Source organism: Phenylobacterium aquaticum, from assembly GCF_022695515.1.
Taxonomy (GTDB): domain Bacteria; phylum Pseudomonadota; class Alphaproteobacteria; order Caulobacterales; family Caulobacteraceae; genus Phenylobacterium; species Phenylobacterium aquaticum.
The window spans coordinates 72,867-95,585 of sequence record NZ_JALDPT010000015.1 but is presented as its reverse complement, the minus strand read 5'-3'; the positions used below and the strand labels follow the sequence as shown (position 1 = coordinate 95,585).

At 69.8% G+C, this 22,719-nt stretch carries 11 protein-coding genes and 4 pseudogenes; 7 read left to right on the top strand and 8 right to left on the bottom strand.

Annotated elements, in window-relative coordinates:
* Positions 1 to 32: 32 nt before the first annotated feature.
* Positions 33 to 614 (top strand): histidine phosphatase family protein, encoded by a 582-nt coding sequence (locus MQH10_RS12915; protein ID WP_242564446.1) that lies wholly within the window; start codon positions 33 to 35, stop codon positions 612 to 614.
* Here the strand turns inward: MQH10_RS12915 and MQH10_RS12910 are convergent.
* Both MQH10_RS12910 and dapB read right to left on the bottom strand, forming a co-directional pair.
* A complete protein-coding gene (locus tag MQH10_RS12910; RefSeq protein WP_242564445.1) occupies positions 611 to 2,059 on the bottom strand; it encodes an amidase family protein in 1,449 nt (482 codons plus the stop codon). The genes MQH10_RS12915 and MQH10_RS12910 overlap by 4 nt on opposite strands.
* A gap of 55 nt (positions 2,060 to 2,114) precedes the next feature.
* Positions 2,115 to 2,894 (bottom strand): 4-hydroxy-tetrahydrodipicolinate reductase, encoded by a 780-nt coding sequence (gene dapB, locus MQH10_RS12905; protein WP_242564444.1) that lies wholly within the window; start codon positions 2,892 to 2,894, stop codon positions 2,115 to 2,117.
* A 178-nt stretch (positions 2,895 to 3,072) separates the two neighbouring features.
* Between dapB and MQH10_RS12900 the strand changes: the two genes are divergently transcribed.
* The 3 genes and pseudogenes from MQH10_RS12900 to MQH10_RS12890 all read left to right on the top strand — a co-directional run bounded on the left by MQH10_RS12900 (position 3,073) and on the right by MQH10_RS12890 (position 7,505).
* Positions 3,073 to 3,717 (top strand): glutathione S-transferase family protein, encoded by a 645-nt coding sequence (locus tag MQH10_RS12900; RefSeq protein WP_242564443.1) that lies wholly within the window; start codon positions 3,073 to 3,075, stop codon positions 3,715 to 3,717.
* Positions 3,718 to 3,803: 86 nt separating this feature from the next.
* Positions 3,804 to 6,118 (top strand): annotated as a pseudogene (locus MQH10_RS12895) (NADP-dependent malic enzyme).
* A gap of 83 nt (positions 6,119 to 6,201) precedes the next feature.
* Positions 6,202 to 7,505 (top strand): annotated as a pseudogene (locus tag MQH10_RS12890) (Hsp70 family protein).
* A 152-nt stretch (positions 7,506 to 7,657) separates the two neighbouring features.
* Here the strand turns inward: MQH10_RS12890 and MQH10_RS12885 are convergent.
* Both MQH10_RS12885 and MQH10_RS12880 read right to left on the bottom strand, forming a co-directional pair.
* Positions 7,658 to 12,519 (bottom strand): annotated as a pseudogene (locus MQH10_RS12885) (NAD-glutamate dehydrogenase).
* Between the two features lie 212 nt (positions 12,520 to 12,731).
* Positions 12,732 to 13,850, bottom strand: a complete 1,119-nt coding sequence (locus MQH10_RS12880) for an AI-2E family transporter (protein ID WP_242564442.1) — start codon at positions 13,848 to 13,850, stop codon at positions 12,732 to 12,734.
* Between the two features lie 231 nt (positions 13,851 to 14,081).
* Between MQH10_RS12880 and MQH10_RS12875 the strand changes: the two genes are divergently transcribed.
* A complete protein-coding gene (locus MQH10_RS12875; protein WP_242564441.1) occupies positions 14,082 to 15,587 on the top strand; it encodes a helicase HerA-like domain-containing protein in 1,506 nt (501 codons plus the stop codon).
* Here the strand turns inward: MQH10_RS12875 and MQH10_RS12865 are convergent.
* Positions 15,584 to 18,298 (bottom strand): PAS domain-containing protein, encoded by a 2,715-nt coding sequence (locus MQH10_RS12865; RefSeq protein ID WP_272886899.1) that lies wholly within the window; start codon positions 18,296 to 18,298, stop codon positions 15,584 to 15,586. The two genes, MQH10_RS12875 and MQH10_RS12865, sit on opposite strands and share 4 nt — an antisense overlap.
* A gap of 86 nt (positions 18,299 to 18,384) precedes the next feature.
* Positions 18,385 to 19,166, bottom strand: a pseudogene (locus tag MQH10_RS12860) (SDR family NAD(P)-dependent oxidoreductase).
* A 63-nt stretch (positions 19,167 to 19,229) separates the two neighbouring features.
* On the opposite strand from MQH10_RS12860, the gene MQH10_RS12855 reads away from it, so the two are divergent.
* Both MQH10_RS12855 and MQH10_RS12850 read left to right on the top strand, forming a co-directional pair.
* Positions 19,230 to 19,655 carry a YkvA family protein gene (locus MQH10_RS12855; protein WP_242564440.1) on the top strand — a complete coding sequence of 142 codons (426 nt, stop codon included), beginning with the start codon at positions 19,230 to 19,232 and terminating at the stop codon, positions 19,653 to 19,655.
* 93 nt (positions 19,656 to 19,748) lie between these two features.
* Positions 19,749 to 20,852, top strand: a complete 1,104-nt coding sequence (locus MQH10_RS12850) for a serine hydrolase domain-containing protein (RefSeq protein ID WP_242564439.1) — start codon at positions 19,749 to 19,751, stop codon at positions 20,850 to 20,852.
* Here MQH10_RS12850 and MQH10_RS12845 read toward each other — a convergent pair.
* Together MQH10_RS12845 and MQH10_RS12840 are read right to left on the bottom strand one after the other, a co-directional pair.
* Positions 20,815 to 21,759, bottom strand: coding sequence for a DMT family transporter (locus MQH10_RS12845; RefSeq protein ID WP_336605094.1), 945 nt, complete (start codon positions 21,757 to 21,759; stop codon positions 20,815 to 20,817). The two genes, MQH10_RS12850 and MQH10_RS12845, sit on opposite strands and share 38 nt — an antisense overlap.
* Complete coding sequence (locus MQH10_RS12840) at positions 21,756 to 22,625, bottom strand: SDR family NAD(P)-dependent oxidoreductase (RefSeq protein ID WP_242564438.1); 870 nt, start codon at positions 22,623 to 22,625, stop codon at positions 21,756 to 21,758. The genes MQH10_RS12845 and MQH10_RS12840 overlap by 4 nt, the downstream gene beginning before the upstream one ends.
* Positions 22,626 to 22,719: the final 94 nt, after the last annotated feature.

Here is a 22,719-nt window from a genome sequence, read left to right as displayed (position 1 = left end):
CGAGAACCCGCCGCGATCTTGGGGAAACCGCCTTGGAACTGATCCTGATCCGTCATGGCCTGCCGATCCGCAGCGCCGCCACAGATGATCCGCCGCTGTCGCCGGAGGGCCAGGACCAGGCCCGCCGCGTGGCCCACTGGCTGACCGACGAGAAGATCGACGCGGTCTGCTCCAGCTCGATGATCCGCGCCGTCCAGACCGCCGAGCCCTTCGTGGCGGCCAAGGGGCACGACCTGCGCCTGCATCACGGCATCGTCGAGTTCGACAAGGGCTCGGGCGCCTATGTTCCCATGGAGCAGCTGAAGCGCGAGGACTATGCGGCCTGGAAGGCCCTGGCGGACGGCGACCACGGCATCGACGTCGCCGCCTTCCAGTCGGTGGTGGTGGGGGCGATGGAGGAGATCATCGCCGATCACCCGGGCCAGCGGGTGGCGGTGTTCTGCCATGGCGGGGTGATCAATGTCTGGACCGCCCACGTCCTGGGCATGGCGCCGCGCATGTTCTTCGAGCCGGCCTACACCAGCGTCCACCGGTTCATGTGCGCCCGCGGCGGCCAGCGCAATGTGCTGAGCCTGAACGAGACCGCCCACCTGCGGCCGAACTACGCGTTCTAGAATCCTGGCGGGATCAGGAAGCCGCGGAAGTTCTCGTCGATCGCCTCGGCGACGGCGAGCGTCTTGGTGTCGGCGCCATAGGGCCCGATGATCTGCATGCCGACCGGCAGGCCCTGCGGGGTCAGGCCGGCCGGGACCATGCTGGCGGGCAGACGGCAGGCGGTGGCCAGGCTGATCCAGCCGAGGATGGAAGCATAGGGGACGGTGCGGCCGTCCTCGAACTTCAGGCGGCGGCCCTGGAAGGCCCGGTGGTCGTGCGGGAAGGCGGCGCGCGGCGTCGCCGGGGCGAAGATCACGTCATATTTGGTGAACACCTCGTCCAGCTGGCGCGAGAGCCGCTCGCGGGTCTCATTCGCGGCCAGCCATTCGGCGTGGGTCGGGGTGTAGGCCAGGACGAGGCCGGCCCAGGAGCTTCCGCCGCCCGCCGCCCCGAACGCCCGGGCGAGCTTGGCCAGAGGCCGCATCCGCTGCATGGCGCGCAGCTGCCTGGGCGGCAGGCCCGCCCCGGTCGGTCCGCCCAGCAGGACCATATAGGCCGCCATCAGCTGGTCGACGGGGACCGGGCTCTTGATCGGCTCGATCTCGGCGCCGGCCCGGCGCATGTCCTGGGCGAGCGTCTCGATCACCTCGACGGAGTCCGCATCGACCGGCAGCAGGGGATCGTTCAGCCACAGACCGATCTTCAGCCGGCTGAGGTCGGCGGGCGCGGCCTTGGCCTGGCCCGCGCCGGAGATCACCGACAGCAGCAGGCGCGTATCCCGCGCCGACCGCGCCATGGGGCCCACCACATTGAGGTCGGGCTCGGCGAAGGCGCCGGGAGCGGGGGGCACGTGGCCGCGCTGAGAGACCAGGCCATAGGTCGGCTTGTGGCTGAACACCCCGCAGAAGCTGGCCGGAACCCGCAGGGAGCCGCCGATGTCGGAGCCGATCTCCAGGGCCGTGACTCGGGCCGCCAGCGCCGCCGCCGCCCCGCCCGACGAGCCGCCGCTGGTCCGCTTGAGGTCCCAGGGGTTGTTGGTGGTCCCATAGATGGGATTGTAGCTCTGCCAGTCCGAGAGCATCACCGGCACATTGGTCTTCCCCCAGATCACCGCCCCGGCCCGCCGGGCGTGGGCGACCGCGTCGGCGTCCTCGCACCAGCGGTGACGCCAGGCCTCGACGCCGGATGAGGCGGGCATGTGCTCGACGTCCAGCCCGTCCTTGATGGTCATGGGCAGGCCGGCCAGAGGCCCCAGCAGTTCGCCGCGGGCCCGGCGGTCGTCGACCACCTGGGCGGTCTCCAGCGCGCGCTCCAGGTCGGCGGCGATCACGGCGTTCAGCCGCCTGTGGGTCTTCTCGTGACGGCCAAGGGCCAGTTTCAGCAGTTCGACGGCCGAGATCTGCTTGGAGGCCAGCGAGAGCAACTGGTCGGTGGCGTCCTGTTCGAGGATGTCGCGCGGCGCCAATGTCTCCCCCCTGAGGTTGGTCTCGACCCCCTTCTCACTATTCAGAGTGGCGAGATCAGGGCCTGTGTTTCAACCCCAAAACGTCCTGCATGTCATAGGCGCCGGGCGGGCGCGTCGCGACCCAGATGGCGGCCGCCACCGCGCCGCGGGCGAACAGGCCCCGGTCGCGGGCCGAGTGGCTGAGGGTCAGGATCTCGTCCTCGGCGACGAAGGACACCGAATGCTCGCCGACGATGCCGCCGCCGCGCATGACGGAAAAGCCGATCTCGCCAGGCGGCCGGGGGCCGGTGATGCCGTCGCGCACGCGCTGGGCCACGGTCAGCAGGTTCAGGCCCCGTCCGCGGGCGGCCGCCTCGCCGAGCATCAGGGCGGTGCCGGAGGGGGCGTCGACCTTGCGCTTGTGATGGGCCTCGAAGATCTCGACGTCATAGTCCTGGGCGGCGAGCGCCCGGGCGGCCTGTTCCACCAGGCCGACCAGCATGTTGACCCCCAGCGAATAGTTGCCGGTCTGGACCATCGGCACCTTGGCCGCGACCTGGGCCAGGACCGCGAGGTCCGCCTCGGCCAGGCCGGTGGAGCCGATCACCAGGGCCGGACCGCCCCGCGCCGCACAGGCCTGGCCCAAGGCGACGGAGCTGGCCGGGGTGGTGAAGTCGATGACCACGTCGCTGACGGAGAGGGCTTCGTCCTGGCGGACCAGGCCCTCGCCGGTCGCGCCCGGCCGGTCGAACCGTGCGGCGACCACGGCGTCCTCGCGGTCCTCGATGACCTTGGCGACGGCCTGACCCATGCGGCCGAGGGCGCCGGCGATGGCGATACGGATCGGAGCGGTCATGGGGCGTCTCCAGGACTTGAGGGCGCCCGCTTGTCCCGCGCCCCCGCCCCCTTGGTCAACCGGTTAGGCGCCGCGGCCTTGATCCCCGTCACGGCGGTGGCGTTACAGCCATGCTTCATGTCTAAAGACGAAAGCGCCCGGCGGAGTCCGACCGGACGGCAAAGCCCCGGGAAACGCCATGAAGCTCTATTCCGCCGACCTCTCGCCCTTCGCCGCGCGCGTGCGGCTCGCCATCTACGCCAAGGGCCTGGCCGTGGAGATCCTGCCCCCACCCGGCGGCGACACCAAGAGCGCCGACTACTTGGCGATTAATCCGATGGGCAAGATCCCGGCCCTGGTCCTGGCCGACGGCACGGTGATCCCGGAGAGCGACACCATCGTCGAATATCTGGCCGACGCCTTCCCCCAGAGCGGCCTGCGGCCCAAGGGCGCCGAGGCGACGGCGCGCGCGCGCCTGCTGGCCCGGGTGGCCGAGCTCTATGTCATGGCCTCCGGCGCGGCCCTGTTCGGCCAGATGAACCCGGCGACCCGCGACGCCGCCGCGGTCGAGGCGGCCTTCGCCCAGCTCGAAAGCGGACTGACCCACCTCAATCTGTTCGCCACCGAGGACGCCTATGCGGTGGGCGACACCATCACGACCGCCGACTGCGCGCTCGTCCCGATCCTGGTGTTCCTGGGGGTGTTCGGCCACGTGTTCGGCAAGGGCGACCTGCTGGCCGGCCACGGCAAGCTCCACGCCTATTGGGCGCGGGTCCAGTCCGACGCCGCCGTGATCAAGGTGGTGGGCGAGATGCGGGCCGCCCTGGCCGCCCGCGGGGGCTGAGAAACACCGGATTCCCCTGGGTTACGGGGGATTCCACAGGTTGTTCGCCGGCGCCGGCCTCTGTAGGTTGGCGCCCTTCAATAGAAATGCCGACCCGAGGATCCGCCGCTGTCATGAGCGACGCTGAAAAACGCACCTTCACCGACGAGGAAGCCCTGAGCTTCCACAAGCACCCCACCCCGGGCAAGATCGCCATCGTGGCGACCAAGCCCATGGCCACTCAGCGCGATCTGAGCCTGGCCTATTCGCCGGGTGTCGCGGTGCCGGTGCTGAAGATCGCCGAGGATCCCGAGACCGCCTACGACTACACCTCCAAGGGCAACCTGGTGGCGGTGATCTCCAACGGCACCGCCATCCTGGGCCTGGGCAATCTGGGGGCGCTCGCCTCCAAGCCGGTGATGGAAGGCAAGAGCGTCCTCTTCAAGCGCTTCGCCGACGTGGACTCGATCGACATCGAGGTCTCGGCCACCGATCCGGACGAGATCATCACGGTGGTGAAGAACATCGGCGTGACCTTCGGCGGCATCAATCTCGAGGACATCAAGAGCCCCGAATGCTTCCGCATCGAGACCGAGCTGCAGGAGCTGCTCGACATCCCGGTGTTCCATGACGACCAGCACGGAACGGCGATCATCTCCGCCGCCGGCCTGATCAACGCCTGCCACATCACCGGCCGCAATCTGGCCGACGTGAAGGTGGTGCTGTGCGGCGCTGGCGCCGCCGGCATCGCCAGCCTGGACCTGATCAAGGCCATGGGCGTGCGGGCAGACAACTGCATCGCCGTCGACAACACCGGGGTCATCTATCGCGGCCGTACGGCCGGCATGAACCAGTGGAAATCGGCCCACGCCGTCGACACCGACGCGCGCACCCTGGCCGAGGCCCTGGTGGGCGCCGACGTGTTCCTGGGCCTGTCCGCCAAGGGCGTGCTCACCCAGGACATGATCATGAAGATGGCGCCCAATCCGCTGATCTTCGCCATGGCCAATCCCGACCCGGAGATCACCCCGGAAGAGGTCCACGCCGTGCGTCCCGACGCCATCGTCGGCACCGGCCGCAGCGACTATCCGAACCAGGTCAACAACGTCCTGGGCTTCCCCTACATCTTCCGCGGCGCGCTGGACGTGCGGGCCCGGCGGGTGAACCTGGAGATGAAGATCGCCTGCGCCAACGCCCTGGCCCAGCTCGCCCGCGAGGACGTGCCGGACGAGGTGGCCGCCGCCTATCATGGCCGCCAGCTGAAGTTCGGCCCGGAATACATCATCCCTTCGCCCTTCGATCCGCGGCTGATGGCCTACATCCCGCCCTTCGTGGCCCAGGCGGCCATGGACACCGGCGTGGCCCGCAAGCCGATCCCGGACATGGACGCCTATCGCGCCAGCCTGGCCCAGCGGCTCGACCCCTCCGCCGCCTTCCTGCAGAAGCTGCAGGGCGCGGTGCTGAAGGCGCCGAAGAAGCGCATCGTCTTCGCCGAGGGCGAGGAGCCCAGCGTGATCCGCGCCGCCCATGGCTTCCAGAGCGCCGGCCTCGGCCGCGCCATCCTGGTCGGCCGCGAGGACCTGGTGCTGGAGAACATGAAGGCCGCGGGTCTCGATCCGACCGAGGTCAACATCGAGATCGTCAATGCGCGGGTCTCCGAGCACAATCCCGAGTTCGTCGACTTCCTCTACGCCCGCCTCGCGCGCCAGGGTTACCTGAAGCGCGACGTCCAGCGGCTGATCAACCAGGACCGCAACTCCTTCGCCGCCTCCATGGTGGCCCTGGGTCACGCCGACGGCATGGTGACCGGGGTGACCCGCTCCTATGACCAGGTGCTGGAAGAGGTGCTGCGGGTCATCGATCCCGATCCGGCCGCCGGATCATGGGCATGAGCGTGGTGCTGGCCAAGGGTCACACCCTGTTCGTCGCCGACACCTCGGTCACCGAGATGCCCGACGCCGAGGACTTGGTGGAGATCGCGGTCGGCGCCGCCCAGGCGGTGAAGACCCTGGGCTATGCCCCGCGCGTGGCCTTCATGTCCTATTCCACCTTCGGCAACCCCATGGGCCAGAGGTCCGAAAAGGTGATCGAGGCGGTCTCCATGCTCGACGAGATGGGGGTCGACTTCGAATATGAGGGCGAGATGTCCCCCGAACTGGCCCTGGAGCCGGAACGTCGGGTCAATTACCCGTTCATGCGCCTGACCGGACCGGCCAATGTGCTGATCATGCCGGCCATTCACTCGGCGGCGATCTCGACCCAGCTGGTGCAGTCGATCGGCGGCGCCACGGTCATCGGCCCGATCCTGCTGGGCCTCTCCAAGGCGGTGCAGATCGCGCCGCTCTCGGCCTCGGTGTCCAAGATCCTGCAGATGGCGACGCTCGCCGCCTATGAGCAGGACGTCCTGGAGGCTCAGAGCTGATGCGCCCCACGAACTAGCGGATCGGGCGCCTTTGCAAGGGGGCGGACGATCCGTCGTCCTCCCCCTTCGAACAGGAGCTCCCGATGACCGGCCTCAGTCTCGGCGTCGATTTCGGCACCACCAACACCGTCGTGGCGCTCGCCGGCGCCGACGGGCCAGCCCAGCTGGTGACCTTCCCGGCCCCGGAACGCGACGTCTTCGCCTTCCGCTCGGCGATCAGCTTCCACGCCCCGCCCGAACGGCCCTCCGACCGCACGGTGGAGGCCGGGCCCTGGGCGATCGAGGCCTATGTGGAAGACCCGCTGGAGACGCGGTTCATCCAGTCCTTCAAGAGCTTCGCGCCTCGGCCAGCTTCAGCGAGACCCAGATCCTGGGCAAGCGCTACCAGTTCGAGGACCTGCTGGCGGCCTTCCTGCTGAAGATGCGCGACCACGTGAAGGGCGGCCACGCCGACTGGCCCAGGCGACTGATCGTCGGCCGCCCGGTCACCTTCGCCGGCGCGGCCCCCAGCGAGGCGCTGGCGCTCACCCGCTACGAGGCGGCGTTCAAGCGGCTGGGCTTCGAGGAGATCCTATATGCCTATGAGCCGGTGGGGGCGGCCTTCTTCTTCGCCCGCGAGCTCAAGGAGGACGCCACCGTGCTGGTGGGCGACTTCGGCGGCGGCACCTCCGACTTCTCGATCATCCGCTTCCACCGCGAGGCGGGCGAGATCCGCTCCACCCCGCTGGGGCGCTCCGGCGTGGGCGTGGCCGGGGACGCCTTCGACTATCGGATCATCGATCATCTGGTCTCGCCCAGCCTCGGCAAGGGGTCGAGCTATACGAGCTTCGGCAAGACCCTGCCGATACCCAACCGCTACTATTCGGCCTTCGCGCGCTGGGACCAGCTGGCCCTGATGCGGGCCAGCCGCGACATGCGCGAGATCCGCAAGCTGGTGCGCGAAGCCGACGAGCCGGAGAAGATCGAGCGCCTGGTCGAGACCCTGGACGAGAACTACGGCTACCTGCTGTACCGCTCGGTCTCCCGGCTGAAGGAGGCCCTGTCCAGCGACACGGCCGCCGAGTTCCGGTTCGAGGCGGGGACCATCTCGCTGGCCCGTACGGTGGCCCGCACCGAGTTCGAGGGCTGGATCGCCCCGGAGCTGGAGGCGATCGACAAGGCCGTCGACCGGGCCCTGGCCGACGCGGGCCTGGGTCCCGACGGCATTGACCGCATCTTCCTGACCGGAGGCTCGTCCCTGGTCCCGGCGGTGCGCCAGATCTTCACCCGCCGCTTCGATCCGGCGAAGATCGAGAGCGGCAGCGAACTGGAATCCATCGCCTCGGGCCTGGCCCTGATGGGCCGGGAGCGGGACCTCGACCGCTGGTGTAAGCGGGCGGCGGTCTGACGAGCTCTCTGAACCCTCGCCCCGCTTTGCGGGGAGAGGGCAGGGTGAGGGGCCTTGCTGAATCGCCGCTCCCTTAGCCTCCGCCGAAAGACCCTCCGCTTCGCTCCGGGCCCCTCACCTAACCTCTCCCCGCAGGCGGGGAGAGGAATGGGTCAGCGCTTCCCTTTCGGCCCTTCCGCCGCCAGCTCTCGCAGGGCGGCGTTGGCGATGGTGAGCTTGGCGAAGGTCCAGCCGCCGCCGGCGGCCTCAATCTCCTCGATGGCCTTGCGGGCGCTCTCCACGGTCTCGCGACGCAGCGCCGCCCAAGAGGCGACGGCGGCGGCGGCCTTCTCGGCGTCGGCGCCGGCCTGGGCCGAGCCGGCGAAGGCCATGATGGTGCGGGTGACCGCCGCCTGCTCGGCCAGCAGATCCTCCAGCAGCCGGCGCACCGCCACCCGCTCGAAAGCGTCGCCCGCCGTGAAGCCGCCGGCCGCCGCCCGCAGGCGGTCAAAGGCGAACCGGGATCCGGTCTCGTAATAGAGCCGCGCCACATGGGGCAGGGACCAGCTGGAGGCCTCGCCCAGGTCGACCAGATCGGCGGTGATGGTGAGGGGCTGCAGGGCGGCGACCTGGCGGGCCAGGGGCTCGGGGGCGCCGGCGGCGACCAGCTTGGCGACCTGATCCTCCAGCTGGCCCTGTTCGACCGGCGACAGGATCTCGGCGCCCAGCTTCTTGAGCGTCGCGGCGCCGGCGGCGTAACGGCCGATCAGGGCCTCGACCTTCAGGCCCTCGCGGAAGGCGCGGCGGGCCAGCCAGAAGGTCTGGCCGCGCAGGGTGTAGGCCAGGCGGCGGAACAGGGCCATCTGGCCGGCGGCGGGGATCTGGTTGTCGAGCGCCGCCACCGCGTCCCACAGTCGCGGCAGGTCGAGCACCACCTTGGCGGCCTCATAGCCGGTGACGAAGGCGCGCGCGTCGCAGGAGGCGGCCGCCATCAGCCTCGTCGGGAACGAGGGGCCGCAGCGGTTGATGGCGTCATTGGCGACCACGGTGGCGATGATCTCGCGCCGCAGCCGGTGGCGCTTCAGCACGTCGGAATATTTGCGCAGGGCCTTGGGGAAATAACCCTCCAGGATCTGCTCGAACCAGGGGTCGTCCGGCGCCGTCGAGGCCACCATGTCGTGGCTGAGCTCCAGCTTGCCATAGGCCAGCAGCATGGCCTCCTCCGGCCGGGTCAGGCCCTTGCCGGCGGCGGCGCGCTCGGCGATGGCGGCGGCGTCGGGCAGGCCCTCGACCGCGCGGTCCAGCCGGCCCTCGGCCTCCAGCTTGGCCATGAACTGGGCGTGGGGTTCGAGCTCGCCCACCGTGTCCATGTCCATCAGCGACAGGGCCAGAGTCTGGTCGGTGTTGTGCGTCAGGACGTGGGCGGCCACGTCGGCGGTCATGGACCGGAGCAGCTTGTCGCGCTTGCGCCGGGTCAGAACGCCGGTGCGCTCCAGCACCCCGGTGGCGATCTTGATATTGACCTCGTGGTCGGAGGAATCGACGCCCGCGGAATTGTCGATGGCGTCGGTGTTGATCTTGCCGCCGAGACCCCCCGCGCCCTTCAGCGCGAACTCGATGCGGCCGGCCTGGGTGAGGCCGAGATTGGCCCCTTCGCCCACGACCTTGACCCGCAGCTCGGCGCCGTTGACGCGCACGGCGTCATTGGCCTTGTCGCCGACCTCGGCGTGGCCCTCGGCCTTGGCCTTCACATAGGTGCCGATGCCGCCGAGATAGAGCAGCTCCGCCGGCGCCTTGAGGATGGCGGTCATCAGCTCGGCCGGCGTCACCGTCTCGGCCGCGATCTCCAGCAGGGCGCGGATCTCGGGGGTCAGCTCGATGGCCTTCTGGCTGCGGGGGAAGATCCCGCCGCCCTTGGAGATCGCCTTGCGGTCATAGTCGTCCCAGGACGAGCGGGGCAGGGCGAACATGCGCTCGCGTTCGGCGTAGGAAGCCGCCTCGTCCGGATCGGGGTCGATGAAGATGTGGCGGTGGTCGAAGGCGGCCAGCAGCCGGGTGTGCCGCGACAGCAGCATGCCGTTGCCGAACACGTCGCCCGACATGTCGCCGACGCCGACCACGGTGAAGGGCTCGGTCTGGATATCCTTGCCCAGCTCGCGGAAGTGGCGCTTGACGGCCTCCCAGGCGCCGCGGGCGGTGATGCCCATGACCTTGTGGTCGTAGCCCGCCGAGCCGCCCGACGCGAAGGCGTCGCCCAGCCAGAAACCGTAGGATTCGGCGATGCCGTTGGCGATGTCGGAGAAGGTCGCCGTGCCCTTGTCGGCCGCGACCACCAGATAGGGATCGTCCCCATCGTGGACGATGACATTGGCCGGGTGGACCACCTTGCCGTCGGGGGTGAGGTTGTCGGTGATGTCCAACAGGCCGCTCAGGAAGGTCGTATAGGCGCGGATCCCTTCGGCCCGCACCGCCTCGGCGGAGCCCGCCTTGGGCAGCTGCTTGGGATAGAAGCCGCCCTTGGAGCCGACGGGCACGATCACCGCGTTCTTGACCTGCTGGGCCTTTACGAGACCCAGCACCTCGGTGCGGAAGTCGTCGCGACGGTCGCTCCAGCGCAGGCCGCCGCGGGCGACGGGGCCGAAGCGCAGGTGGATGCCCTCCACATGGGTCGCCCAGACGAAGATCTCGCGGAACGGCTTGGGGGCCGGCAGATCGGCCAGCTCGCCGGAGGCCACCTTGAAGCTGATATAGCTGCGCGGGGTCCCGTCGGCGGCCGGCTGGTAATAGTTGGTCCGCAGGATCGCCCCGACCAGCAGGGCCAGGCGGCGCAGCACCCGGTCCTCGTCCAGGCTCTCGACCAGCTGCAGGGCCTCCACGATCTCGGCCATGACCTCGGCCGCCTGCTTGCGGCGCTCGGCGAGGTCGGCGCGGATCGCCGGATGGAACTTGGTGCGGAAGAGGTCGAGGATCAGCCGGACGACGCCGGGATTGTTGGCGAGCGCGGCCTCCTGCACCCTCTGGCTGGGGTCCAGGCCCGACTGCTGGCGGTAGCGGGCCAGGGCCCGGATCAGGGCGGCGTCGCGCCAGGAGATCGACAGCTCCAGCACCAGGCGGTTGAAGCCGTCATTCTCGGTGCGGCCGTCCCAGACGGCGATGAAGGCCTCCTCGAAGGCCTGTTTCACATCGGCGAACACGAGGTGCTCGCCGCGCTCGTCCAGCAGGTCGAAGTCGTGGACCCAGATCGGCGCGGCGTTCGCCCGGGTGATCGGGAAGCCGGTCTCGACCATGGCCTTGAGGCCCATATTCTCCAGGATCGGCAGGACGTCGGCCAGGGGGGCGGGCTCGCCCTGGCGATAGAGTTTGAAGCGGAACTGGGTCTTGCCGTCGCCGGTGCTGCGATAGGCGCGGACCTGGATGGCCTCGCTGGCGCCGCGGGCCTCGATCACCGCCAGGTCGGACAGGGCCTCGGCGGCGTCGTAGCGATCGCGGTAGCCGGCCGGGAAGGCCTGGCCATAGCGGGCCAGGACGTCGGCGACCTGGTCGCTGGAGCGGCCTGACAGCCGCACGGCGTCGCTGAACCGGTCTTCCCAGGTCCGCGCGCCGCGGCGATCTGGGCCTCCAGGGCCTTGAAGTTCGGAACCCTGTGGTCGCCCGGCGTGAAGCCGATGATGAAATAGACCCGGGCCAGGGGGGTGTCGGAGAAATAGGGGTAATAGGCCGAGACCCGGCCGCCATAGGCCTCGGCGAGCATGGCGCCGGCCCGGGCGCGCAGGCCGGAATCATAGCGTTCGCGGGGCACGTACATCAGCACGGCGGCGAAGCGGTCATAGGGGTCGCGGCGCTCGAACAGGCGCACGCGCGGGCGGTCGTAGAGGTGCAGCACGCCGAGCGCGAGGTCCTTGAGTTCGTCCTCGGTGGTCTGGAACAGCTCGTCGCGCGGGTGGTTCTCGAGGATGTTCTTCAGCCGCTTGGCGTTGTGGCTGCCCGGCATGGCGTGGGCCCGGGCCAGGACCCGATCGACCTTGGCGCGGATCATCGGCACCTCGGCGACTGGCTGGTCATAGGCCTCGGAGGTGAACAGGCCGACGAAGCGGATCTCGCCCGAGGGCTTGCCGTCGGCGCCGTACCGCTTGACCCCCACATAGTCCATGTAGCCGCGGCGATGGACGCGGGAGCGGACATTGGACTTGGCCACCACCACCATGGGGTCGGCCAGGCGGTTGCGGATCTGGGCCGACAGCACGGCCGGCTCCGATGTCCGGCGCAGCACCGTGCGGGCCGGATCGCGCAGCACGCCCAGGCCGTCCTGCGGCTGATAAAGCGGCTCCTCCTTCGCGTAGTCGCCATTGGGCAGGCGCGGGTACTCGTAGACCCGGGCGCCCAGATAGACGAAGTGCTCGTCCTTCAGCCAGGCCAGGAAGGCGGCGTCCTCGTCGCGACGGGCGGCCTCCTTGCCGGTGAGCGGCAGGGCCTTCACCTCGGTGATGGTGCGGCCCATCAGGGCCAGCATGGCGGGGAAATCGTCGACGGCGGCGCGGACATCGCCCAGCGCGGCCCGGACGCCCTCGATCAGGGCGGCCTCGCGGTCGGCGCCCACGCGCTCGAGCATGACCAGGATCATGGATTCCCGGTGCGGAGTTCCCCCCTCGACCCGGACGCCCTTGCGGTCACGGGCCACCTCGACGACCGGGTGGAACATGGCCCGCACGGACAGGCCCTGCTCGGCGATCTCGCCCATGACGCTGTCGACCAGGAAGGGGGCGTCGGGCTGGACGATCTCCAGCCGGTCCAGGCCCGGCTCCATGGACGTCAGGCGAACGGCGGGGCCGGTCCCCTTGCGCTGGGCGCCGAAGGTCCAGAACGCGACCAGGGCGTCGGCCAGGGCCTCGGCGCTCAGCTCCGGCAGTTCGTCCGGGGCGAGGTCGCGGCCGACCTGCTCGACAAAGGCCTGGGTCGCCGGGCCGTCGGCGATCTCGGCGAAGGCGGCCTTCAGCGCCTTCACGGCGGCGGCGTGGGTGCGGGGGGCTTGAGTCATTGGGCGATCTCGCGTTGGGCCTCAGACGCGAGAACGCCGCCGGAGGAGAGTGTCCGGCGGCGTGTGGTCCCGCCTTTGGGGGGAGGCGGAACACTCGGTGCTCGCAGCGCCCGGGGGCTGTATTGGCGGGCGTCGCTAAGTCGGGACTTGCCCGAGCCAAACTTAGATAGGGAGTGAGCGGCCAAGTTTAAGACCCCTGAGTTGTGTAGTCTTCACGCTTGCGTGACGTCACGGCCAAGCTTGGAGGGCGGACCGTCGTCAGGACTGGACGGCGACTTGCGGTCCTTGAGTTTTTCCGGCGCGCCGTTGGCCGACAGCAGCACCGCGACCCAGCGCGCGCCTTCGAATTGGGCGCAGACGACCATGGCGATGACGGTGAGCGGCGTGGACAGGAACATGCCGGGCACGCCCCAGATCGCGCCCCAGAAGGCCAGGGACAGCAGCACCACCACCGGGTCGATGTTCAGGCTGTCGCCCTGCATGCGGGGCAGCACCACGTTGCCGACCACGAACTGGATGGTCTGGAGCACGCTGATCAGCACCGCCGCCTGCCAGAGGGTGTCGTACTGGACGAGGGCGAACAGGGGCGGCGCCAGGATGCCGATCGCGCCGCCGATGATCGGAATGTAGGAGGCGATGAAGATCAGGAAGGCCCAGAAGACCGCGTTCTCCAGGCCGAGCGCCGCCATCACCGCCCAGGAGCCGACGGCGATCATCACTCCGGTCACGGTCTGGACCCAGAGATACTGCTCGACCCCGTCGCGGATGCGGTTGAAGGCCTCCATGGCGCCGTGCCGCTGGGCGCGATTGCCCGACAGATTGATCAGCTTGCGCTCGAAGGACCGGCGCGAGGCCAGGATGAAGCCCAGATAGATCAGGATGAAGACGGCGTTGGAGGCGAAGTTCTGGAAGCCCTTGGCGACGTCGCCGAGATATTTCGACGGGTTCAGGCGGTCGATCAGCTGGTCGACCGTGGGCGCCACGTCTAGGTGCGCGACCCCCGCGCCCCGGGCGATCAGGGCGTTGAGCTTGGGCAGATAGGTGATCAGCTTGTTGGCGAAGCTGGTGGCGTTGTCGGCCACCACGAACACCGCCGCCCCGAACAGCAGGGTCGAGAGCACGATGGCGATCGGCATGGCCGAGCGCTTGGAGATCCAGGTCACCCGCCGCTCCAGCACGCGCGCGAAGCCGTCGATGACGATGGCCAGGAACAGGGCCATGGCCGGGGGCGTCAGGATGTCGGCCAGGGCGTAGAGCGCGGCGCCGGAGGCGAGGACCGCCAGGATGACCTGGGTCGGGTGCGCGTGAGGCCTGGCGTCGGCGTCGGGCATGCGGTCTCCCTATCGCTGTGGCGATCAGCGACATGAAACCCGTTTCTAGACCGAGTCACCGGGCAAAAAGGCGGCTTTCTTTGACGAAAGGTCGCGGGGACGCGCATGGCCCGTCCCGCCGCCCCCGCCCGTCCTCGAATTTCTTGCTCCTGAACCCGGCCTGGGCGGGCGGGGCGGTGGCGCGGGTCCGGGCGGGTCGCTAGCCTGGGCGCTTCGCGCAAGCTTGAGGACATGACCATGGCGGACGACGGCGTACTGATCGGCTTTTCCGATCATGCCCAGACCCTTCGGCTCGACCGGGCCAATCGCCATGGCCTGGTGGCCGGGGCCACGGGGACCGGCAAGACCGTCACCCTGCAGACCCTGGCCCAGGGCCTGTCCGACGCGGGCGTGCCGGTGTTCTGCGCCGACGTGAAGGGCGACCTCTGCGGGGTGGCTGCGCCCGGCCAGCCGAACGACAAGATGCTCGCCCGGGCGGCGGCCATGAACCTGACCCTGCATCCCGACGCCGCCCCGGTGGTGTTCTGGGATCTGTTCGGCGACCAGGGCCATCCGATCCGCGCCACGGTCTCGGAGATGGGGCCCTTGCTGATCGCCCGCATGCTGGAGCTCAACGACGTCCAGGAGGGGGTGCTCACGGTGGTGTTCCGCGCCGCCGACGACGAGGGCCTGCTGCTGCTGGACCTCAAGGACCTGCAGGCGGCCCTGTCCTTCGCCGCCGAACACGCCGCCGAACTGGGCGCCAAGTACGGCAATGTCTCGGCGGCCACGGTGGCCACCATCCAGCGCAAGCTGCTGGTGCTGGAGGACCAGGGCGGCGCCAAGCTGTTCGGCGAGCCGGCGCTGGCGCTCTCCGACCTGATGCGCGCGGACGGGTCCGGCCGCGGCTATGTCAATGTGCTGGCCGCCGACAAGCTGATCGCCAGCCCCCGGCTCTACGCCACCTTCCTGTTGTGGCTGCTGTCGGAGCTGTTCGAGGAGCTGCCCGAGGTGGGCGATCCGGAAAAGCCCAAGCTGGTGTTCTTCTTCGACGAGGCCCACCTCCTGTTCCGCGACGCGCCCAAGCCGCTGCTGGAGAAGGTGGAGCAGGTGGTGCGCCTGATCCGCTCCAAGGGGGTCGGCGTCTATTTCGTCACCCAGAACCCGGCCGACATTCCAGAGACGGTGCTGGGCCAGTTGGGCAACCGCATCCAGCATGCGCTGCGCGCCTACACCCCCGTCGAGCAGCGGGGGCTGCGGGCGGCGGCCGACAGTTTCCGACCCAACCCGGCCTTCGACACCGCCGAGGCGATCCAGGGCTTGGGCGTGGGCGAGGCCCTGGTCTCGGTGCTCGACGAGCGCGGCGCCCCGACCATGGTCGAGAAGACCCTGATCCGTCCGCCAAATTCGCGGCTGGGACCGCTGACGCCGGACGAGCGGGCGGCGGTCATCGCCCGCAGCCCTGTGCGCGGGCTCTATGACCAGGTGCAGGATCGGGAGTCGGCCTTCGAGACCCTCAAGGCCCGCGCCGATGCGGCCCGTCCGCCCGAGGAAGTCCCGGCGCCCCGGCGCGCCTCGGTCCCGGTCACCCCCCGTGAAGAGGCGCCTGCGCCGCGGACCCGGACCTCCGGCCGCCAGACGGCGGTCGAGGCCTTCGCCATGTCCATGGTCCGCACCATCGGAACCCAGGTCGGACGGGAACTGATCCGCGGCGTGCTGGGCGGCCTGAGCGCCAGCAGCCGGGGGCGTCGCCGCTAGTCCTGTTCCGCGACGGCCAGCACGTCGCGGACCACGGCCTCCAGCTGATCGGCGCGGAACGGCTTGCGCAGGACCGGCCAGGGCGTCTCGCCCGAGGCGTCGCCGAACCGGTCTCCGGCGTATCCCGTGGTCAGCACGATGGGCAGGTCGGGGGCGCGGGCCGCGGCCGCGCGGGCCAGCTCCACCCCGTTCATTCCGCCCGGCATGACGATGTCCGACAGCATCAGGTCGAAGACCTCGCCCGAGGTCAGGCGCTTCAGGGCGCTCTGGGCGTCCGGCTCCGAGGTCACCCGGCAGCCCAGGTCCGCCAGCAGGCCCTCGGTGACCGCCCGCACGCCGTCGTCGTCCTCGACCAGCAGGATATGGGCGCTCAGCCGCCCGCCGGCGGGAGCCGGATCGGCGACCTCGGCCTGCGCGTCGGCCGGGGCGTCGGTGACCGGCACATAGAGGGTGACCGTCGCGCCCTCGCCCAGGGCGCTGTCAATGGTGACGGCGCCGCCGGCCTGGGTGATGAAGCCGTAGACCTGGGCCAGGCCCAGGCCGGTGCCCTTGCCCACCTCCTTGGTGGTGAAGAAGGGCTCGAAGGCGCGTTGCAGGGTTTCGGGGCTCATGCCCGGTCCGGTGTCGCTGACCGCGATCGCCACATAGGCTCCGGCCCCGACCGTCTGCACCTCGCCGGCCGCCAGCTGGCGGCGCCGCGCGCGGATCGTCACCTGGCCATGCTCGCCGATCGCGTCCGCCGCATTGACCACGAGGTTCAGCAGGGCGGCCTCGAACTGGGCGGGGTCGAGCCGCGCCGCGCCGAGATCCGGCGGAAGATCGAGGGTCAGGTCCGCGCCGGCCCCCACCGCCCGCAACAACAGGGGCTCGGCCTGGGTGACGAGCTGAGTCAGGTCGACGACCTCGGGCTTGAGCTCCTGGCGGCGGGCGAAGGCCAGCAGCTGGCGGGTCAGCCGCTCGCCGCGGCGGCCGGCGGACATGGCCGCGTCGGCCAGGTGGCTGACGCGCTCGGTGTCGGCGGGCCGTTTGAGAATCATGTCCAGGCCGCCGATGATCACGGTCAGCAGGTTGTTGAAGTCGTGGGCCACCCCGCCGGTGAGCCGCCCGAGCGTCTCCAGCCGGTGCGCCTGGGCGAGCGCCGCCTCGGCGCGGGCGCGCTCCTCCAGGCTTTCTTCGAGCTCGCGGGTGCGGGTGGCGACCGCCGCCTCGAGGTCGCTGCGGGCCTCGACGATCTCGGTGATGTCCGAGGACGAGCCGAACCAGCGCCGGACGGTGCCGTCGTCCTCGAGGATGGCGGCGGCCCGGCCGCTGAACCAGCGCCAGACCCCGTCATGGCGGCGGATCCGGTATTCCACGTTCAGGGGCTCGATCCCGGCCACCGCCCGCGCCCAGGCGGCCTGGACGTGGTCGCGGTCGTCCGGATGGATGGCGTCAAGCCAGCCATCGCCGCGATGCTGTTCGGCGGGCACGCCGGTATAGGCGACCCATTGCGGGCTGAGATAGTCGCAGAAGCCATCGACCCGGTTGGACCACAGGAGTTGCGGCAGGGAGTCGACCAGGGCCCGGACGCGGGCCTCGCCGCTGCGCAGGGCCTGTTCGGCGGTCCGCCGATCGGTGACGTCGACGCAGGAGCCGATATAGCCCGTGAAGGCACCGTCGGCGTCGAAGCAGGGGGTGGCCACCTCGTCGAGCCAGCGATACTGGCCCTGGGCGTTGCGCAGCCGGTACTCGATGCGCAGGGTCTGGCGGTGTTCGAAGCCTTCTGCATAGGCGGCCAGCAGCCGGTCGAGGTCGTCGGGGTGGACGCCATCCGTCCAGCCGCGGCCCATCTCGTCGTCCAGGCTGCGCCCGGTGAAGGTCAGCCAGGAGGCGTTGAACCATGAGCCGCCCAATTGGGGTCCGCTCATCCAGATCATCACCGGGGCGGCGTTGGCGATGTGCTCGAAGCGGTCTCGGCTGCGGATCGCCTCCGCCTCGGCCTCGCGCTGGGCGGTGATGTCGCGGAAGGTGACGGCGACGCTGTCGCCCAGGGGCAGGGCCGAGGAGCGCATCCAGCGTTCCCGGCCCTCGATCACCCGGGGCACCTCGATATCGTCCGGTCCTCCCGCCTCCAGGGCGGAGGCCAGGCGGCGCACCATGTCGACGCCGGTCTGGTCCGGAAAGACGTCGAGGACGCGGCGGCCGGTCAGGCCGCCCTTGGCGCTGGGGGTCGTGCGGTCGGCGGCGACATTGGAATAGATCCAGGTGAAGTCCACCACGGCGCTGTCGGCGCGGATCGGCTCGAGGATGACGAAGGAGTCGAGCGCCTGGGCCTGCACCACCGCCAGCCGTTGCTCGATCACGGCGCTGCGGCGGAGCGCGCGGCGCAGGACGGTGGTCAGCCAGACCGTGAAGCCCGCGGTGACCGCGAACAGGGCCAGCTGGACGCGCTCGGCCCGCCACAGCTCGGCGGCGCTTTCGTCATGCAGGAAGAAGATCCAGACCAGGGAGACGCTGGCCAGGGTGGCCAGGGCGCCGCCCGACGCGCCGGCGACCATGGCGGCGAACATGATGGCCGGAAAGAAGGCCATGAAATTCGGGGCGTTCGGCATGAACATCCCGACGAAACCGCGCATCAGGGCCGCCAGGACGACGGCGAGCAGGATGGCGGCATAGGCGATGGGGGGCCGCTCAAGGGCCTTGGAGAAGCGTCCGGCCCACGGTGCGCTCATAGTGCAGACGTCCCCCGACCCCTGGGCTCATTACACTGAGCCCCAAGGCCGGGGGAACGCATAGGTGTCGTGTTCGTTCCGCGGTTTTAGCGCGGCGCCATCCGGATGCGCCGTCCAGACGGACGTCCTCGCCATTGAAATAGCCATTGGTGATCATGGTGAGCGCCAGCTGGGCGTATTCCTCGGGGTTGCCGAGGCGCTTCGGGTGCGGAACCTGGGCGCCCAGGGCGGCCTTCACCGCTTCCGGCGCGGCGGCCAGCAGCGGGGTGTTGAAGATGCCGGGCAGGATGGTGTTCACCCGGATGCCGTCATTCGACAGGTCGCGGGCGATGGGCAGGGTCATGCCGACCACGCCGCCCTTGGACGCCGAATAGGCCGCCTGGCCGATCTGGCCGTCTTCCGCCGCCACCGAGGCGGTGTTGACGATCGCGCCGCGGTCGCCGTCTTCCAGCGGGTCCAGGGTCAGCATGCCGGCCGCCGACTTGGCGATGCAGCGGAAGGTGCCGACCAGGTTGATCTGGATGATCAGGTTGAAGGCGTCGAGCGGGAAGTGCTTCACGGCGCCGGTCGCCTTGTCGCGGCTGGCGGTCTTGATGGCGTTGCCGGTGCCGGCGCAGTTGACCAGGATGCGCTCCTGGCCGATGGCGGCGCGGGCCTTGGCGAAGCCGGCGTCGACGTCTTCTTCCGAGGTCACATTGACCTTGCAGAACACGCCGCCCAGCTCCTTGGCGACCGCTTCGCCCTTGGCTTCGTTCATGTCGAAGATGGCGACCTTGACGCCTTGGGCGGCCAGCGCCCGGGCGGTGGCTTCGCCGAGGCCAGAGGCGCCGCCGGTGATGACGGCGGAAATGGAGGAATCGAGTTTCATGGACGCTGCGCTCCCGTTCTCGGTTAGACTGCTAAAACCGTTCGAAGCCGAGCCTTTAGCCCGATGAGCGCCGCTCCAAAAGACTCACGCCACGTCAAGGGCGGCGGATTCGACCCCGCGGAGGTGATCGATCCGTCGAAAGCCCTGATTCCGTCGGTGGTCCAGGTCAATGAGCGCAGGGTCGCGGCGGGCTTCTGGCCGAAGATCCGCAAGGTGGCGACGAAGATTCCCTTCGCCCCGGACCTTCTGTCGGTCTGGTACTGCGCCCGCGATCCGGAGACCCCGGTCGCCGCCAAGGGGCTGATGATGGCGGCTCTGGCCTATTTCGTCCTGCCGACCGACGCCCTTCCCGATTTTCTGGGGGTGATCGGCTTTACCGATGACGCCGCCGTGCTGGCCGCCGTCGTCGCCCTGGTCGGCAAGAACCTCAAGCCCGCTCACAGGCAAGCCGCCGAGGCCCTGCTCGCGAAGCTCGGCGGCGACGCCTAGGGCGTCAGTCCGACTGACCTGAACGGAAGTTCACTTGCGTTGTCGGCTGCTTGGCCTAGGCCGCAGCCTCTGAGGTCGAACGGGAGCCGGGGCATGTTGTCGAGATGGATCGCCGCGCTGGCGAGCGTGGGCCTGATGGGTCTGGCCGCCGGGGCCCGGGCAGAGACCGCGCAGGATCTGCAGACCTTGCTGGCCTCGGCCATGGCGGGCGGCCACGTCCCGGCCATGGGCGCGGCGGTGATCCGGGACGGCAAGATCGAGGCCATGGCCGTGCGGGGCGTCCGCCGCGCCGACCAGCCCGCGGCGGTCCAACTGACGGACAGCTGGATCATCGGCTCCACCGCCAAGCCGCAGACCGCCGCCCTGATCGCCCGGCTGGTCGATCGCGGCGTGATGAGCTGGGATGCGCCGCTGGCGAAGATGCTGCCCGACCTGGCGGAGAAGATGCGCCCGGAATACCGCGCGGTGACCCTGGTCCAGCTCCTGTCGCACCAGTCCGGCCTGCCGGAGAACATCGCCGACCTGTCCGTCGTCGAGGCCTATTTCAAGGACCCCCGTCCGGTCTCCGCCCAGCGGCTGGACTATATCGCCCGTGCGCTCGCCGAGGCGCCGGCCTACGCGCCGGGGACCGATTCCGGCTACAGCAACACCGGCTTCCTGATCGCCGCGGCTGTCGCCGAGCGCGCCACAGTCAAGACCTATGAGACCCTGATCCGCCAGGAGGTGTTCGCGCCGCTCGGCATGACGACGGCGGGCTTCGCGGCCACGGGGCCCGGCCAGCCCATGGGGCATGACAAGGGCAAGCCCGTCGGGCCGAGCAATCCGGACATGTTCGCGCCGGCCGGCAATCTGCACATGAGCCTCGGCGACTGGGCGAAGTTCAACGCCGACCAGCTGGCCGGCGCCAAGGGCCGTGGCCGCCTGCTCTCGGCGGCGTCCTACCGGCTGATGCAGACCCAGCAGCCCCACGCCCCGAACGGGCTCGACTGGGGCGTCCAGTCCTCGATCGCCGGCCGCAAGGGTCCGGCCCTGATCCATGGCGGGTCGGACGGTTACTGGTTCGCCTATGTCGTGCTGTTCCCCGAGACCGGGAACGGCGGCCTGGTGATCGACAACGCCTCGGCCGAGATGGGCGGGGACGCCGCCGCCAAGACCGTGCTCAAGGCGCTTCTGGCAGGTCTCGCGCCGCCGCAATAGCCGCCCTGGCCTGCTTCGCCGCCACCTGCTCGCGCCAGGTGATGAACAGGGTCGAGGCGACGACGATTCCGGCGCCGACCAGGGTCGGGACGCCGGGGATTTCGTGGAACAGGACGAGGCCGGCGAGTGTCGTGAACACCAGGCGGACATAGTCGATCGGCGCCATGGCGCCCGCGTCGCCAATGGCCATGCCCTGGATGTAGCAGGCCTGGGTCACCGTCCCCATGGCGCCCATCACGCAGAGCAGGACCAGGTCCATGGGCGCGGGCCAGCGCCAGGCCATGAAGGCGCCGGGCAGGGCGAAGATAAGCCCGAGCGTCGCGGCCCAGACCAGCAGGACGGTGGGCGAATGGTCCCGCGTCATCACCTTCATGCCGGTGATGGTGAGCGCGAACAGGAAGGATGAGGCCAGCATGGCGAGCGCCGGCAGGCCGATGGCGAAATGGCCGCCGGCGCCTGGCCGGATCATGATCAGCACGCCCGCGAACCCAACCAGGGCCGCGCCGATCCGCAAAGGCCCCACCTTCTCGCGCACCACGAAGGCGGCGAGCGGCACCAGCCAGAGGGTGCGGGTGAAGGAGAGCGCATTGGCGTCGGCCAGCGGCATCTTCTGGAAGGCGTAGAAGGACAGGATCAGGCCGATGGTGCCGGCGCTCGACCGGAACAGCAGGATGCCGGGCCGGGTGGTGGCGAAGGCCGCGCTGCGGTGGCGGGCGATCACCGGCAGCAGGATCGCGAACCCGGCGGCCTGGCGATAGAAGGTCTGAAGGGCCGGCGGATAGTCGGCGCCGAGGAACTTTACGAGCGTGGTCATCACCGTGAAGGCCAGGGCGGAGGCCAGCATCCACAGGGCGCCCCGGACGTTCGGCGCGAGGCCTTCGGCCGGGGCGGCGGGCGTCGCGGTCACCCCGCGTCCGCGCCCGCCATCTGGGCCATGAAGGTCTCGCCGAAGATCTGGGCGAAGGGCGAGCCCGCATTGGGATCCCAGCTGTGACGGCCGCCGACCGTGATGCCGCCGTCCACCACCAGGTGGATGCCGGAGACGAAGGCCGCGGCGTCGGAGGCCAGATAGAGGGCGGCCTGGGCGATGTCGTCCGGCAGGCCGGCCTTGGGCACCGGCTGGGCCGAGGCGGCGTTCTGGGCGACCATGGCGGCCAGCTGGTCGGCGCCCTCGCGCGGCAGGCCCATGGTGGCGCCGAAGATCGAGGTGGCGATCAGACCCGGGCAGATGGCGTTGACGCGGATCTTCTGGGGCGACAGCTGGGCCGCGGCGCAGCGGCTCATGTGAATTACGCCCGCCTTGGCGGTCGAATAGGCGATGGGCCCGAAGCCTGCTTGCAGCCCGGCGATCGAGGCGGTGTTGACGATCGATCCGCCGCCGCGCTCCAGCATCAGGGGCACGGCGTGCTTCATGCCCAGGGCCGGGCCGCGCACCAGAATGTCGAAAATCCAGTTCCAGCCGTCGGCGGTGACCTCGGTGATGGCCCCCATGCGGTCGGAGATGCCGGCGTTGTTGAACAGGATGTCGAGCCCGCCGAAGGCCTCCTTGGCGAGCGCCATGGTGGCGGCGATCTCGGATTCCTGGGTCACGTCGCAGTGGGAATAGCGGACCTTGCCGGGGAAGCGCTTTTCCAGCATCGCCCCCTTCTCGTCCTGGATGTCGGCGGCGACGACGCTTGCGCCCTCGGCCACGAACAGCTCGACCGTTCCCAGGCCGATGCCTGACACGCCGCCGGTGATCACCGCGACCTTGCCGTCCAGACGTCCCGCCATATTCCGCTCCCTAAGACCCCTGATTGTTCAGGTTATCGTTGATAACTAGCCGTGAGCCGGCTCAGCGTCGAGCGCGTTTTCACCCGCTCGACGC